General features: G+C 61.0%; 11 protein-coding genes. 5 read left to right on the forward strand and 6 right to left on the reverse strand.

The annotated features are described in order from the left end of the window. Positions 1-61 precede the first annotated feature (61 nt). Entirely contained in the window at positions 62-1,072 is a 1,011-nt protein-coding gene (locus JJE47_16255) for an aldo/keto reductase (protein ID MBK5268973.1), read from the reverse strand. Further along, positions 1,072-1,821: an SDR family oxidoreductase gene (locus JJE47_16260; protein ID MBK5268974.1), complete on the reverse strand. Its 750-nt coding sequence runs from the start codon at positions 1,819-1,821 to the stop codon at positions 1,072-1,074. The genes JJE47_16255 and JJE47_16260 overlap by 1 nt, the downstream gene beginning before the upstream one ends. A gap of 163 nt (positions 1,822-1,984) precedes the next feature. Between JJE47_16260 and JJE47_16265 the strand changes: the two genes are divergently transcribed. Beyond that, a complete protein-coding gene (locus JJE47_16265) occupies positions 1,985-3,478 on the forward strand; it encodes a CoA-acylating methylmalonate-semialdehyde dehydrogenase (protein ID MBK5268975.1) in 1,494 nt (497 codons plus the stop codon). 15 nt (positions 3,479-3,493) lie between these two features. Beyond that, on the forward strand, positions 3,494-3,982 hold the full coding sequence (locus JJE47_16270; protein ID MBK5268976.1) for a DinB family protein: 489 nt from the start codon (positions 3,494-3,496) through the stop codon (positions 3,980-3,982). Here JJE47_16270 and JJE47_16275 read toward each other — a convergent pair. Continuing rightward, complete coding sequence (locus JJE47_16275; GenBank protein MBK5268977.1) at positions 3,979-4,368, reverse strand: DUF126 domain-containing protein; 390 nt, start codon at positions 4,366-4,368, stop codon at positions 3,979-3,981. The genes JJE47_16270 and JJE47_16275 overlap by 4 nt on opposite strands. After that, complete coding sequence (locus JJE47_16280; protein ID MBK5268978.1) at positions 4,359-5,585, reverse strand: aconitase X catalytic domain-containing protein; 1,227 nt, start codon at positions 5,583-5,585, stop codon at positions 4,359-4,361. The genes JJE47_16275 and JJE47_16280 overlap by 10 nt, the downstream gene beginning before the upstream one ends. A 95-nt stretch (positions 5,586-5,680) precedes the next feature. Here JJE47_16280 and JJE47_16285 point away from each other — a divergent pair, with 95 nt between their 5' ends. Then, positions 5,681-9,016 carry an error-prone DNA polymerase gene (locus tag JJE47_16285; GenBank protein ID MBK5268979.1) on the forward strand — a complete coding sequence of 1,112 codons (3,336 nt, stop codon included), beginning with the start codon at positions 5,681-5,683 and terminating at the stop codon, positions 9,014-9,016. 6 nt (positions 9,017-9,022) lie between these two features. On the opposite strand, the gene JJE47_16290 is transcribed toward JJE47_16285, so the two are convergent. Further along, positions 9,023-11,308 (reverse strand): molybdopterin-dependent oxidoreductase, encoded by a 2,286-nt coding sequence (locus tag JJE47_16290; protein ID MBK5268980.1) that lies wholly within the window; start codon positions 11,306-11,308, stop codon positions 9,023-9,025. 62 nt (positions 11,309-11,370) lie between these two features. On the opposite strand from JJE47_16290, the gene JJE47_16295 reads away from it, so the two are divergent. Together JJE47_16295 and JJE47_16300 are read left to right on the forward strand one after the other, a co-directional pair. Continuing rightward, a complete protein-coding gene (locus JJE47_16295; GenBank protein ID MBK5268981.1) occupies positions 11,371-12,582 on the forward strand; it encodes an MFS transporter in 1,212 nt (403 codons plus the stop codon). Between the two features lie 17 nt (positions 12,583-12,599). Beyond that, positions 12,600-13,280, forward strand: coding sequence for a hypothetical protein (locus JJE47_16300; GenBank protein ID MBK5268982.1), 681 nt, complete (start codon positions 12,600-12,602; stop codon positions 13,278-13,280). A 16-nt stretch (positions 13,281-13,296) separates the two neighbouring features. Here the strand turns inward: JJE47_16300 and JJE47_16305 are convergent, their stop codons facing one another. Next, complete coding sequence (locus tag JJE47_16305) at positions 13,297-14,898, reverse strand: dienelactone hydrolase family protein (protein ID MBK5268983.1); 1,602 nt, start codon at positions 14,896-14,898, stop codon at positions 13,297-13,299. Positions 14,899-15,005: the final 107 nt, after the last annotated feature.

The following is a 15,005-nucleotide window of genomic DNA, read 5'->3' on the forward strand; positions in this document are numbered from 1 at the left end:
CTGGGTCTGAACGGTGGCTCGTCTTGCCCGGTTTGGCGAGCAAGACGTCTCGGTCGGGTGATTAGTGGTCGGCCCCAGGACTGAGTTGCTGTTTCATCCAGTCCGCCGAATTATGGAAATTGGCGATGGCGCTACCCGGCGGACACAGGTCGTCGACGGCGGCGCTGAGTTCTGGGGGGAACGACATGTCGCCTACGGCGACCATGTCGTTGAGCTGATCGATGGTCTTGGCTCCGAACAGTGGAGCGACCACGCCAGGTTGGTCTTTGACCCAGCAGATGGCGAGTCGAGCCGGGTCGTACCCATGGACCCTGGCAAGGGCGGCGAACCGGTTGCCGGCGGCGACCGCCTGGCTGGTTACTCGTTCGGCATAGATGCCGCCCCGCGCGGATGCCCGCGATCCGGTCGGCGTCGGATGGTTGTCGTCGTATCTGCCCGCCAGCATGCCCATTGCGAGGGGCGACCATGGGAGGAGGCCCAAACCGAAGGTTTGGGCCATGGGCACGATTTCGTTTTCGATTCGCCGGTCGAGAATGTTGTACGGGGGCTGTTCGGTGACAAACCCCTCCCACCCGGCCGCTTCAGCAACGTTTATGCCTTCGAGAATCCGCCACGCCGGCGACGTCGAACTGCCTACAAAGCGCACCTTGCCTGCTTCAACGAGTTCGTGCAACGCTCCCATCGTCTCAGCCATGGGTACGTCGAAGTCGGGCCGATGTAGCTGAAAAAGGTCGATGTAGTCCGTGTTCAAACGGGCGAGTGAAGCGTCGCACGCCTTGAGAATTGCCTGGCGCGAGTTGCCGCGGTCGTCCGGTTCTTGGCCGGTCGGGTAGTAGGCCTTGGTCGCCACAACTGCTTCCGTTCGACGCCCGGCAATGGCCTTCCCGAGAATTCGTTCGGCGTCTCCGCCTGCATACGTATTGGCGGTATCAAAAAGCGTGATGCCGGCATCGAGGGCGGCCTGTACGAGCCGTATGCATTCGGCTTCGGGCGTTGGATTTGCGAAGTTGTCCGTCCCCAGCGCCAGGGCAGAGACCTCGATGTCGGATCTGCCGAGCCGCCGATACTGCATCAGCGAGCCCCGTATCCGGCGTCGACGCTGACGAGCGCCCCGGTCATGTAACTCGAACGGTCTGAAGCCAGGAAGGCCACTACTTCGGCGACTTCGGCAGGTTGGGCGAGCCGCCCCATCGGAACCGTTGCGGCGATGTCCTCCAGCATGTCATCCGTGACTGGACCGGTTCGTTCAGAGCGGAGCATGGGTGTGTCTACCTCTCCGGGGCAGACGGCGTTGACCCTGATGCCGCCTGAGGCGTGCTCGATAGCCAGCGCTCTTGTGAGGTTATGTACGGCGCCTTTTGAGGCGCAGTAGGCGGCGACTCCCGCGGCACCGAGATCCCCCCAAATCGACCCGAAGTTCACGATGGCACCGCCGGTTCCGGCCATGGCTCTGACAGCCGCTCGGCACATGAAGAATGTCCCGTCGACGTTTACGCTCATCACCCGGCGCCACTCGTCATCGGAAGTCGTGGCCGCAACGGAGCGGACGATTACGCCGGCGGCGTTGACCAAAACGTCGAGCCGACCGTGGGTGGCGATCGCCCCGGCGATGGTCGCGTTGCAGAACGCTGAGTCACTGACGTCTCCGATGATGGGCGAGGGGAGATGGAGTGATTCGCATACCTTCGAGGCGAGATCGTTGTTTTGATCAACGACGATCACGGTTGCCCCACGTTCGGCCAGGAGAGCAGATGTGGCAGCTCCCATTCCTGAGGCTCCTCCGGTGACGATGGCAACCCGGCCTGTGAAATCGTTCAGCATCAGGGCGAGCCTACTCGGTACCCGGTCTGGCTACTCCAGTACAATTGGCTTTCACAATATGTCAATCGGCACCACTTCATTTGGGCGGGTGTCGGCCAAACGGCAAACGCGAATCCTGGTCACGTGGGGCTAGGCTCGCTGACGCCTGCCAAGAGGAGTCGCCATGAACAAAATCAATCACTGGGTTTCTGGATCACATTGGGACGGGGTCGGCAGCGACACGGCGCCCGTGTTCAACCCGGCGACCGGGCAGCAATCGGCCGAAGTCGTTCTCGCTGGCGACGAAGATGTCAATCAGGCGGTTGCTGCTGCCGCCCTGGCCTTTCCGGCTTGGCGCGATGCGCCCTTGACTCGTCGCCAGAACATCATGTTCGAGTTCCGGCGGATTCTCAATGACCGCAAGCTCGATCTCGCCCGGCAGGTCAGCGCCGAGCACGGGAAGACCGTCGACGATGCCCTGGGCGAAGTTCAGCGCGGTCTGGAAGTGGTCGAGTTCGTCTGCAATATTGCCCATCTGCTCAAAGGGGATTACTCGGAGCAGGTTTCCACGGCAGTCGATACGTACACCATCCGTCAGCCGCTCGGGGTGGTCGCCGGAATCACGCCGTTCAACTTCCCGGCCATGGTCCCGATGTGGATGTACCCCGTCGCGATTGCGTGCGGGAATACCTTCGTGCTGAAGCCATCCGAAAAGGATCCGTCGGTCTCGATGATGGCGGCCGAGATGTTTCAAGAGGCCGGGCTGCCCGATGGTGTGTTCAACGTGGTACACGGCCAGAAACCCGCCGTGGACGCCTTATTGGCTCATCCCGACGTTGCGGCGCTGAGCTTTGTCGGGTCGACCCCGATCGCCCGGTACATCTACGAGACCGGCACCAAAAATGGCAAGCGCGTCCAGGCCCTCGGTGGAGCCAAGAATCACATGATCGTTCTCCCCGACGCCGATATGGATCTGGCGGCCGATGCCGCCGTTTCAGCCGGATACGGATCGGCCGGTGAACGTTGCATGGCGATCTCGGTCGTCGTGACGGTCGGCGATGCGGCCGACCGGCTTCTTCCCAAGGTTCGCGAACGGATGGCCGACCTCACCGTGGCTCCCGGCGATGTCGAGGGCGCCCAGATGGGTCCCCTTGTAACGAAACAGCACCTTGAGCGGGTGGCCGGATACGTCGATGCCGGAGAAGCTGCCGGGGCGACCATGCTCGAGGACGGACGGGGCTTGGTCGTCGAAGGGCACGAGGAGGGTTATTTCATCGGCCCCACCCTGTTCGACAACGTCACGCCTGACATGTCGATCTACCAGGACGAGATCTTTGGTCCAGTGCTGTCGACCGTTCGGACGAGTTCGTATCAAGAGGCCATCGACCTCATCAATGCGAATCCGTATGGAAATGGTACGGCCATTTTCACGAACGACGGTGGCGCGGCTCGTAAGTTCCAGAACGAGATCCAGGTGGGCATGGTGGGTATCAATGTGCCGATCCCGGTCCCGCTGTCGTTCTACAGCTTCGGCGGATGGAAGGACTCCAACTTCGGTGATCATGCCATCTATGGTCCCGACGGAATCCACTTCTATACCCGGGGCAAGGTCATTATCAGTCGCTGGCCCGACCCGATCCATCGTGGGGTGGATCTCGGCTTTCCCCAACACGGCTAGATCGGGGCGTCCGGGATGGCTGACGCCGAGTCGGAGCTTCACTTGCTGAGTCGATATCTTGACGCCTACCGGGGCGCCATCAGATGGAAAGTCGCCGGGTTGACAAGAGAACAGGCCGCTCGATCGATGGTTCCGTCCGGAACGTCGCTACTTGGCATTGTCAAGCACATGGGATATGTCGAGCAAGGCTGGTTCCAGGAAGTCATCGATCGGCGTGAGCTCGAATCAATCCCACCCGATGAGGAATTCACGCCAGCTGACAACGAAACCGTTGACCAGATGGTTGCGTTCTTCGATGAGCAGTGTGCCATCAGTCGTGAGATCTTGTCTTCCCGAGACCTCGACGAGATGGTTCCGTTCCATGACGGTGAGCTCTCGATCCGCGACGTGGTGGTTCACATGATTGAAGAAACCGCTCGTCATGCCGGGCACATGGACATTTTGCGCGAGCAGATCGACGGGCAAACCGGAGGTTTCCCTCCAGGTGGGCTTCCCTGGTCCTAGCCGGCCGGGGGCACCAGGTCGATCGTGCTGGCCATCGTGGCGGCTTCATAGTCATCGGCCACCGCAACCGGGCAGATCCGGTCAGGGTATAACTCGGCGGCCACCAGTGCCCCAAGAGCCAGGATCGGGTCGGCTTCACCGAGAACGATGCCAGCCGGTCCGGTCCCGGCCCGGATACATTCGGCGAGGACGCTGCTTGATGATGAAGATCCCCGACCGGTGGGCATGACCATGATGTAGCCAGTGATCGTCAACCCGGCCTGGGGGTGAGCCTGATCAATGATCATCCCGGACGCCGGATCGACTCCGCCCCAGAAGCTGAGTGGCTCGTCGAGTACGAGGGTCACGGCCGAAGCGGTCCCGGCCACCAGAAACGTCACGTCCATAGGTCGTCTCGTTTCACGAGATGACCGGCGACGGCCGATTCGACGCACTCTTCGACCGAGCCCAAGACCGCCTGCAAGCCGATGTTTCCTGGCGCGTAGTAGGCCCATTTGGCTGAATCGGTCATCGCCAAGCCACTGTCGAGAGGGGTGATCGACGTGACGTAGGTACACGTGTCGGTCACGATCGTCACACCAAGCGAGGCAAGTTCATCGTCCCGACCCCAGGTCTTCAGTACGTCTCGACCGGTACTCACATACAGGCTCAGGCGAACCGGACGTCCGCTGAGCATGTCGAGCAGGTGGTCCAGTTGGTTGGTCGAGTAGTGGGGCGTCCCGAGGTGTATGGAACCCAGGTGGCCGGCACCGCCGTCCGCACTGATCCGCTGACGGGCTGCGCGGAGCAGGTCGGTTGTGACCATGATGTGTGGCAGTTCAGAAGCGGCAAGTTGGCTGGCCGTTGGAGCTTCGGGGGTGATCCCGACCATATGAAAAAGACCAACCGACCCGGCCGATGCGGCGGCCGCTCCGAGGATCTTCAGCTGATCCTCTGTGGCGGTGTCGACCCCCTCGATCGCCGGAACCAGTCCACCGGATCGGGCGCCGACGACCAGGCCAAGGACGGCGAAGAACGCATCGCGCCGCTTGAGCCCGGCGGAAAGGCCGGAAACGTCGAACACAATCCCGGCCCGCCGGTTTTCGTCGAGGTGAAGGCCCGCGGCAGGCGCCCGTCCGGTGATGGCAGCTGCCGCGTCGATGAAGTCGCCATAACGGCCGGTCCGGGCTCCCAGCACGCTATTGGCGAAAACGATGGCGCTCGATTCGGCCCAGGCGATGTGGTCGCCAAATGCCGGTCGGGTCAGGTCCTGATAGGGGGCACATGTCCAGGTCGGGCGAGCCCCTATTGCGGTGTAGGCATCCATGAGTTGACGGGCCCGGCCCTGGGTTTCGGGGTCGGATCGAATGAGGTCGGGATGGAGGAGATCGAGGGAGGAGACGTTGAGGGTGGTCGGTACCCGCACCCGGGCTCCGGCCAGGCGTTTGGCAAAATCCAGGCTGGCTTGACCGTTATACAGGCAGCCGTCGATGTGGGCTGCTGAGATGTCGAGGAGCCTCCGGGCGCCGGATGCCCTGGCGAGGCCGGAAACGATCCGCATCGCCAATGCCACCTGGGGGCCGGCTTGGCCATGCAGCATTGCCTGGTCATCATCATCCAGCATGAGATCGTTCACCCCGCCAGATTAGGGCGGCCCGATGGGTTGCCGACTCCTCCATCGTTCATCGAACATACGTTCGATGAATTGGATATACTGCGGTGTCCGACATGGACTACGCAGAGCTACACGCCCACACCAATTTCAGTTTTCTCGACGGGGCTTCTCATCCTCACGAGTTGGTGGAAAAGGCCGCAGAATTGGGGTACACGGCGCTGGCGGTAACCGATCATCACGGCTTCTACGGGGCGGCCCACGTAGCCAATGCCGCCAAAGAGTTCGGCATGCCCATCGTGTATGGCACCGAAATCGGCCTTCCTGCTTTTGGAGAGAAAACCGAAGACGCTCCCTTCGTCGATGCCGAAGCCTGGGACCTTGATCGAGCGCCTGAGCTGCTGCTCTTCGATCTTGATCAACCGCGTCGAGGTCGTACCAAGCGTATGCACGGGACCAAACCGACTGTGCCATTGCTTACTGATCATCTGGTTCTCCTCGCCACCGGGCCGGCGGGATATGGCGATATTTCCAAGTTGGTATCCACTGCACAATTCCGCGGAGAGAAGGACCGGCCTGAATATGCGTGGGAAGATCTGGCGACGGCCGCTGAATCGGGAAACATCATTGCCTTGACGGGGTGTTGGCAGGGGGCCGTCCCTCGGTCTGCTCAGGCAGGTGATCTTTCAGGGGCCATGACCGAAGCGGGCCATCTGCGCGAGTTGTTCGGGGAACGCATGTACCTCGAACTGACTCACCATCGGATGCCGGAAGACGACATACGCAATGATGTTCTGGCAGAAGTCGGAGCCCGTCTCGGGCTGGCGACGATCGCCACCAATAACGTTCACTATGACAGCCGCAATAAGGCAGACTTGTCTGAAGTGTTGGCAGCCGTCGCTGGTCGGAGGACGCTCGGTGTCAATGATGGGTTCAGGCCGGCCACCGACGAACGCCATCTCAAGACGCCGGCCGAAATGGAGGCCCGTTTTCGACGTTACCCGGGTGCCGTGGGGAGGGCTGGGGAACTCGGAGCAGACCTCGCCTTCGACCTTGACTTGATTGCGCCCGAGTTGCCCGACTTTCCCATGCCAGGTCATTTCCGGTCTGAAATGGAGTTCCTCCGTCATCTCACCCTTGAGGGGGCTCGCCAGGTGTACTCGGATGGCTCGGGGGGCATTGATCCCCGAGCGCTATCAAGGCTTGAACACGAACTCGGGGTGATAGATCGGCTGAACTTTCCCGGCTACTTCCTCATCGTATGGGACATTGTTCAGTTCGCACGCTCACGGGATATCTATTGTCAGATTCGAGGATCGGGAGGTGACTCGGCGATCTGTCGGTGTATTGGACTGACGCAAGTAGACCCGATTCGGCTTAACCTGCCGTTCGAGCGATTCCTATCAGAAGAGCGAGGTAGAGCGCCCGATATCGACCTTGATCTGGAGGCGGATCGTCGGGAAGAAGTGATTCAATACTGCTACCGCCGGTACGGGCGAGAGCGGGCCGCAATGGTTGCCAACGTGGTTACGTATCGAGCCAGGTCCGTGTTGCGTGATGTGGCCAAAACGTTCGGGTTCACGCAGGCGCAGGTCGATGGCCTTTCCAAATACATCGACACCCGCAATCCGGCCAAGCTGCGTCTTGAAGCACCCCTCCCGGAAGGGTTGACGGCCGACCAGATCTACGACGTGTGTTGGCGACTGGACGGGTTTCCCCGTCACATGGGGATTCATTCGGGAGGCATGGTGATTGCCGACCGACCGTTGTGGCAGGTGGTCCCGTTGGAATGGGGGAGGATGGAAGGTCGATCGATTCTGCAATGGGACAAGGAGTCGTGCGGCATGATCGGCATCGTAAAGTTCGACCTGCTGGGACTCGGGATGCTCAACGCCTTGCATCTTGCGGTGGATGGTATTCGTGAAATGCACGGTGTCTCGATCGATCTGGCCACCATCGAACAGGAACCCGCTATTTATGAGTCATTGACGGCTGCCGACACGGTGGGGCTGTTTCAGATCGAATCGCGAGCTCAGATGGCCACGCTGCCCAGGATGAAACCGAAGACCTTCTATGACCTGGCAGTCGAGGTAGCGCTTATTCGACCGGGCCCCATCCAGGGTCACTCCGTGCATCCGTACCTGCGGCGCCGTAACGGTGAGGAACCGGTCAGATATCCGCATCCGCTCGCTGAACCCGTCCTCGCCAAAACACTTGGAGTTCCCATCTTCCAAGAGCAGCTCATGGAGTTGGCGCGAGTGTGTGCAGGATTTGACCCGGGTCAATGTGACCGTCTTCGCCAGGCGATGACTCATAAGCGCTCCGAACAAGCGATGGAAAAACTGAAGGCAGAGGTATACGAGGGGATGGTCGGTCAGGGAGTGGTCGGGGCAGCTGCCGACGAGATCTGGGAGAAACTTCAGGGGTTTGGATCGTTCGGATTTCCCGAGAGCCATTCGGTGTCGTTTGCCTACATCGTGTACATGTCGGCCTGGCTTCGCTATCACTGGCCGGCCGAATACCTGGCCGGTCTGCTCAATGCCCAGCCCATGGGGTTTTACAGTCCCAATTCGCTCGTCCACGACTCGCAGCGTCACGGCGTGGTGGTGAACCAACCGGACATCAACCGGTCGTGGCATGACTGCTCGATTGAGGTAGAGGACGCCGACCCCGATGACATTGTCACGTTCCTTGGCAAATCGTGGCGGCGGGGGAGAGGCCCGGTGGACGACCCGATCCGTATGGCGGTCTCGTTGCGGATCGGGTTGCGGTATGTGCGCAATCTTGGTGATGCTGAGATAACCCGCATCGAAGCGGCCCGGCAGATCGGCGGTCCTTTTAGCTCTCCAGAAGAGCTCGCCCATCGGACTGGCCTCGGAGTGGGAGCTTTTGAAGCGTTGGCGGTCTCTGGTGCGCTTGTATCCATTGGCCTTGGCAAGCGAGACGGGTTGTGGGCGGCGGGCGCTCTGGCCGACATCGGCCCTGAGCGGCTTCCGCTGGCTCCGGGAGTAGAGGCACCCACCCTCCCTGGAATGAGCCCGGAAGAGGCTTCGGCAGCCGAACGGTGGGCCACCGGTATCTCGGTAAATCATCCGGTCATGTTTATCCGGGAATGGTTGGTCGAACAGGGATGCTGGACGACGGCTGAGGCTCTTGCCAGACAGAAGCATGGGGTGATCGTCAGGATTGGTGGCATTGTCACCCATCGGCAACGACCCGGCACGGCGTCAGGGGTCATCTTCTTCAACCTGGAGGACGAGACCGGTCTGCTGAATGTGGTGGTTCTACCTGATGTATGGGCGGCCAACCACCTCATTGCTCGCCGGAACCCTGGTCTGGTCATTGACGGAGTCTTGGAGTACCGGGACGGAGTAACCAATTTGGTGGCGAGATCATTCACCCCGTTTCCGACCCTCCACACCAAGTCACGAAACTTCCGCTGAGGACCGTCAGCGAGGCGCGAACGCAGGTCCCGAGTATGGGTCCGGCGTGGGGGCACTCAGACTCTTTTCCACTTCGACGAGACAGCTTTGGGCGACCGGGCCCTGGGCGAGACCCGAAGTGCCTTCGTCGCGGGTGAGCACGTTCGGGTTGCCATGGCGGCACGCCGAACCAGGGGTTGCCGGATCGACCGGGTCATACCAGGCTCCGGTGGGCAGTTCCACCACTCCGGGACGGATACGGTCCGAAACTTCGATCCCGACGTAGCAAGTCCCCCGGTCGTTGAATACTCTGGCTGTGTCTCCGTCCGACAGCCCGCGGGCCGTGGCATCAGACGAATGCATCCGCATACGCTCGCGTCCGTCGATCTTGCGGTTGGTGCTCGTGACGCCATGGTCGAGTTGGGAGTGGAGTCGTCCGGGCGGTTGGTTGGAAATGAGTTGCAGCGGGAAGCGAGTGACCGCTCCCAGCCACTCCTTTGGTTCAAGGAATGTCGGATGGGCCGGGCAGTCTTCGTAGCCAAACGATGCCAGGGTGGACGAGTACAGCTCGATCTTGCCCGACGGGGTAGGAAGGGGATTGGCATCCGGGTCGCTCCGGAAGTCCCTCAGCAAGACCTTGAGCGCTTCCGGGGTCTCAGGATGCTGCACGTGGCCTTCGTGGACGAATTCCTCATAGGAGGGATACTCGGGAAACTCCTCCCTGAAGGAGTCGTAGAAGTGCCTGATCCAACCGCGGGCGGTCCTACCTTCGGTGAACGGCTCCTTGGCTCCGAGCCGGGCGGCGAGATCGGAGAATATGTCGTAATCATCTCTCGCTTCGCCGACTGGCTCGATAATAGGTTCCATCGCAAACAGAAAGTCTTCACGTGGCGATCCGCCAATGTCGTAACGCTCCAGAGGGGTGGTGGAGGGAAACACGATGTCGGCCCGTTTGGCCGTGGCAGTCCAAAACGGTTCGTGGACGATCACGGTTGGGGGGATCTGCCAGGCCGCGTTCAGACGGTTGAGATCCTGATGGTGGTGGAATGGGTTGCCACCTGCCCAATACACGATCTCGATATGCGGGTAGGTGCGGTCTTCGCCGTTGTACGTGTATCGTCCGCCGGGTTTCTCGAGAAGGTCGGCGATCCGGGCGACCGGAATGAACTCGTCAACCGGGTTGGGTCCTCGTTCGAGCGATGGGAAAGGTCGCCGGGTCACCCCATTTCCAATCGAGGCCACTGCCCCGTAACCCAGACCGAACCCGCCGCCGGGTAGGCCGATCTGGCCGATGACCGAGGCGAGAGCGATGAGCGTCCACCAGGTCTGCTCCCCGTAGTCTGCGCGCTGAACGCCCCAGGCGATATTCAGCATCGATCGTGAACCGGCCAGGTCTCGCGCCAACGACCGAATACGATCGGCGTCCAGGTCGGCGATTGCCGATGCCCAGGATGCCGACTTGGCCACCCCGTCGGTTTCGCCGGTCAGGTAGGCACGAAGTCGCGGCCATCCTTCGCAGTAGCGATGCAAGAATGCCTTGTCGGCCAGTCCTTCTTCGACAAGCGTGTGCATCATTCCCAGCATGATTGCCACATCGGTGCCAGGGCGAGGGGCCAGCCACTCCGCGTCAAGCTCATCCATGAGGTCATCGCGAATCGGTGAGATGTTCACGAATCGGGTACCCCGATCCTTCGCTTGGTCCAACCACCCTCGCAACGTGTGGCGCCCCATGCCGCCATTCTGAATCTGGGCGTTCTTCATGGGGATGCCGCCAAACGACACCATCAGCTCGCAATGTTCGGCGATGATCGACATTGAGGTGTGTTCCTGTTGCAGGTCCCAGTAGTTGTAGCCAACGACGTGGGGAACGATCACTTCTCCGGCCGCGTGACTGTACGTGTCACGCTTGGACGTGTACCCGCCGATGGTCGTGAGAAACCGATGAAGTTGGCTTTGGGCATGGTGGAACCTGCCGGCGCTCGACCACCCGTACGAGCCACCGAAGATCGCCTGGTTACCGTGGTCGGTGCGAACCCGGTCGAGTTCAGCAGCCGCCAAATCAAGTGCCGTCTCCCAATCCACCTCGATGAATGGATCAACCCCCCTGAGGTGACCGCGGGTGCCGGGACCTCCCTCAAGCCAGCTCTTGCGGATGGAGGGATGGAGCACCCTGCTTCTCGTCACTGCCTCGAGTGAAGCCCCGATCGGTGACGGATCGGGATCCTTGGCGAACGGTCGAACCCCGGTGACATTGATTCCATCGCTGTCAACATCGAATGCACCCCAATGGGTGACGGTTGTTTTGGATGCCATGGCGTCCATACTGGTCGATTGCCTAGGGACCCGCACAACATTTGCGAGTTAGGCTCGGACCGATGGCCTACTCGAATCGGCGCATCGTGGTCGGGTTCTCCACCGTCATCGTGGTCGCCTTTGGCTCGATCTTGTACGGGTTCAGCGTGTTTGTCACCGATCGCGCCGCCGGGGCGGATTTCTCGACCACCGTACTCTCCCTCGGCATCACGGGGGCCGGGATTGCCTCGGCTCTCGTGGCCAGGCCGCTTGGTCGGTATATGGACGCTCACGGGGTCCGCGGTGTCATCGTCCTCGGGTCTGCCCTGGCATGTGCGGGGATGGTGGCGTTTTCTTTTTCTACCGAATCGTGGCAGGTGTTCGCGGCTTGGTGGGTTCTTATAGGTCCCGCCACTGCGGCGGTCTACTACGAGCCGTCAATGGTCGGCATTGCAGGATGGATCGCTCCGATCAGCCAACCGAAGGCATACGGGGCGTTGACGCTGATTGGTGGTCTGGCTGGGGCGATCTTCATTCCGTTGACCGAACGGTTGGTATCGGCTTTCGGCTGGCGGCCAACGGCGCAGATCCTTGGAGTGGCCATCTTCCTCACGGCCCTGATCGCGGGATGGTTGGCTATTCCGGGCGGGACCGGAGCGTTTGGGGCGCACGCCAGTCCGATCCCGGCCGGCATCCGTTCCTTGCTCGCCGACCGTCGGTTTGTGTACTTCACGATGGCCCTGCTGCTCGCCTATCTGTCCGTGCAGGGCCTGGTTGCCCACCGCGTCGACCGATTCACCGAAGCGGGATTTCCCCTGTCAGTGGTCGCCCTCTGGGCGGGCCTCGCCTCGGTCATTTCAATGCCAGGACGCTATGTTGCCCCCCTGCTGGTCGGCCGGATCAGGGCCACCGTCATGACGGGTGGCGTTTTCGGGGTGCTGGCGATCGCCATACTCGTCGCGATACCAGGTAATTCAAACGTTTCGATGGTTGGCCACTTTGTCCTGTTCGGCATTGCGTTTGGCGCCATCACACCCTTGCGAGCCATGGTGATGACCAAGTGGTATGCGGGAAGCGAGTACGGAGAGATCTCGGGTACGCAGTCGTCGGTGATCTTCTTTGTGGCTGCATTCGGTGCTACGGTCGTTGGGCTTGCCAGAGATCTAACCGGCTCGTATGTCCCCGTTCTCTTGGTGCTCACCGGTGCCGTCGGCCTGGCGGCCCTCCTGACTGTTGCTGCGGGGCGGGCCGACGATCGCCTCCAAGAAGACAGATCCATGTCAAACCGGTCCTGACCTGCCAGGATGCGCGCATGGCAGGGTTCGGCACGCTCAACGAGAAATCATTGCACGCCCAGTTGAAGCAGTGGTATTCCGAACCGGGTGATCAGTTTGAGGTACCGCTCGGTGGTTTCATCATCGACATGGTGCGTGGCGATGAACTCATCGAGATCCAAACCCGCAATTTCTCGGCCATGCGTTCCAAGTTGGATCGGCTCACCGAGGACTATTCGGTCACCGTTGTGCATCCGATCGCCATCACGAAATGGTTGAACAAGCTCAGTGAACCCCCGACGAAGCCTCGTCGATCCCCGAAGCGAGGCCACATTTTTGATGTGTTTGGCGAGGTCGTGTATCTCCCACACCTCATCAATCGGTCCAACTTGACCATTGAGGTGGTTCTCATTGAGGAACAGGAGGATCGGGCGTTTGATGCGAAGAAGGAACGTCGCCGTCGGCGAGGCTGGGTGACGCAAGAGCGGCGTCTCCTGCGGGTCCTCGACACCCATCGGTTTGAGTCGGTGGGCGACTTTGTCGACTTGCTTCCGGTTCTCCCTGGAGAATTCACCACGGCAGATCTCGCCGATCGGGCCTCTGTGTCGCGAAGGTCGGCCCAACAAGCCGCCTATTGCCTTCGGAAGATGGATGCGATCACCATTACCGGAAAGCAAGGTAACGCGACGGTCTACAAGATCGCCCCAGACCCGACTTGACTGTGGTCCGGACGGGTTAGAAATTGGCTTGGGCGTCCTCGTCATCGGTCGCCCAAGCGGCGTCTTCTGGATGACTGTACGACTCGTGCCCGGGGGAACCGTCCTTCAGCACCGATGGAGGAACCGCCTCGTCTGGATTGGCGAATACCTCGGATCCCTGGGCTGCTTCTTCGGCCGTTCCATGGAACGAGAATGTCCTTTCGAACACTTCCACCCCCTCGGCGTCTTCGATGGCTCGGTCAAAGAATGGGTCGGTGGGAGGGTCAGCCGGGCGGGCCGGGGCAGGATACGGGATGGCTTTGAGATGGAGGGCAAACCAATCGCCAGCCAGTTCGCCGACCTTCGCAAGTGTTCCCGGCTCCTCGAAGAGGTGGGTGGCGCCGTCAACCACGATCAAGTCGCTTTCACATCGAATCTCCGCCATGGCATCGGTATTGAGCTTGAGCACGGTCTGGTCGTTGCCTCCCACGATCAGGCGCGTCGGAGAAGTTACCTGCCCGAGTCGTTCCGCGGCGAGGTCAGGTCGACCACCGCGTGAAACGATGGCAGCGATTCGCATTCCCGGTTCAGTCGACGCCCACAAAGCGGCGGCTGCGCCCGTGCTTGCACCGAAGTAGCCGACGGGCAGTCGGCGGGTGTCAGGTTGTGAAGTGAGCCAGATGGTGACGGCCACCAGACGGGTCCCCAGGAGTTCAATGTCGAAAACGTTGTTGCGGTTTTGCTCCTCCTCGGCAGTCAAGAGGTCAAACAGCAAGGTGGTAAATCCGGCCCTGTTGAGGCTTTCGGCAACGAAACGGTTCCGACGGCTCAGGCGGCTACTGCCACTTCCGTGGGCGAACACCACGACCCCGACAGATTGTGCGGGCGCGGTGAGCTGCCCCTCAAGGGTGACTGGTCCGGCCGGGATCTGAATCTCTTTGAACATGTCGGCGGTCTTGGAAGCGGCCGGATCATGAGGTCTGCTTCCAGAGGCCGATGGGTCCCTGTTGCGATCGAGGCAGGCGAGTACCTCGGTGTCGGGGATTTGGGAGAAGTCTTCGTACCATTGGCCAATTGACTGAAAGTCCCACGGTGTCTCCAGGCAGATGAATTCGTCTGCAACGTCTTTCAGGTCGAGCGTCCAGCCGGGTGGGGCAACCGGCACGGCCAGCACGATGCGGGAGGCTCCGTGAGCCTTGGCGACCTGACAGGCCGCCCGTGCGGTGGACCCCGTTGCTACTCCATCATCGACTACGACAGCAACGCGACCCTCAAGAGGAAGACGCGGCCAAACATCACGTAGGCGTTGGTCCCGTCGTTCAAGTTCTGCCCGTTCGTGAGCTTCCACATTGTCGAACTCATGCTTGGTCACGGCTGCCATATCGACAATCGCGGAGTTGACGATTCGAATCCCATCTTCACCGATGGCTCCCATCCCCACCTCCGGTTGGAAGGGCACGCCCAGCTTGCGCACCACGATGATGTCGAGCGGGACGTCGAGTCGCTGGGCGACTTCGAATGCGACCGGAACGCCTCCACGGGGCAGGCCGAGGATCACGAGGTCTTGGTGTCGGAGGTGCTCTAGTTGGCTGGCGAGGCGTTTGCCCGCCTCAGATCGGTTGTTGAATGGGACCCGCATAGTCCAACTCCTCTCATGGCATCGGTAATCGTCTCGCTTTCTCGGGTGATGTGCCAGGGCCAATCGCCCCGACCGGGGGGGTACGGACGGGTTCAATGGAACGCCGA

The sequence above is a fragment of the Acidimicrobiia bacterium genome, from assembly GCA_016650365.1.
In the GTDB taxonomy this organism is placed as follows: domain Bacteria; phylum Actinomycetota; class Acidimicrobiia; order Spongiisociales; family JAENVV01; genus JAENVV01.

Excerpts from the sequence above, each read along its gene's own strand:
- JJE47_16255 (MBK5268973.1), bottom strand. The coding sequence starts at position 1,072 with ATGCAGTATCGGCGGCTCGGCAGATCCGACATCGAGGTCTCTGCCCTG.
- JJE47_16260 (MBK5268974.1), bottom strand. The coding sequence starts at position 1,821 with ATGCTGAACGATTTCACAGGCCGGGTTGCCATCGTCACCGGAGGAGCC.
- JJE47_16265 (MBK5268975.1), top strand. The coding sequence starts at position 1,985 with ATGAACAAAATCAATCACTGGGTTTCTGGATCACATTGGGACGGGGTC.
- JJE47_16270 (MBK5268976.1), top strand. The coding sequence starts at position 3,494 with ATGGCTGACGCCGAGTCGGAGCTTCACTTGCTGAGTCGATATCTTGAC.
- JJE47_16275 (MBK5268977.1), bottom strand. The coding sequence starts at position 4,368 with ATGGACGTGACGTTTCTGGTGGCCGGGACCGCTTCGGCCGTGACCCTC.
- JJE47_16280 (MBK5268978.1), bottom strand. The coding sequence starts at position 5,585 with ATGCTGGATGATGATGACCAGGCAATGCTGCATGGCCAAGCCGGCCCC.
- JJE47_16290 (MBK5268980.1), bottom strand. The coding sequence starts at position 11,308 with ATGGCATCCAAAACAACCGTCACCCATTGGGGTGCATTCGATGTTGAC.
- JJE47_16295 (MBK5268981.1), top strand. The coding sequence starts at position 11,371 with ATGGCCTACTCGAATCGGCGCATCGTGGTCGGGTTCTCCACCGTCATC.
- JJE47_16300 (MBK5268982.1), top strand. The coding sequence starts at position 12,600 with ATGGCAGGGTTCGGCACGCTCAACGAGAAATCATTGCACGCCCAGTTG.
- JJE47_16305 (MBK5268983.1), bottom strand. The coding sequence starts at position 14,898 with ATGCGGGTCCCATTCAACAACCGATCTGAGGCGGGCAAACGCCTCGCC.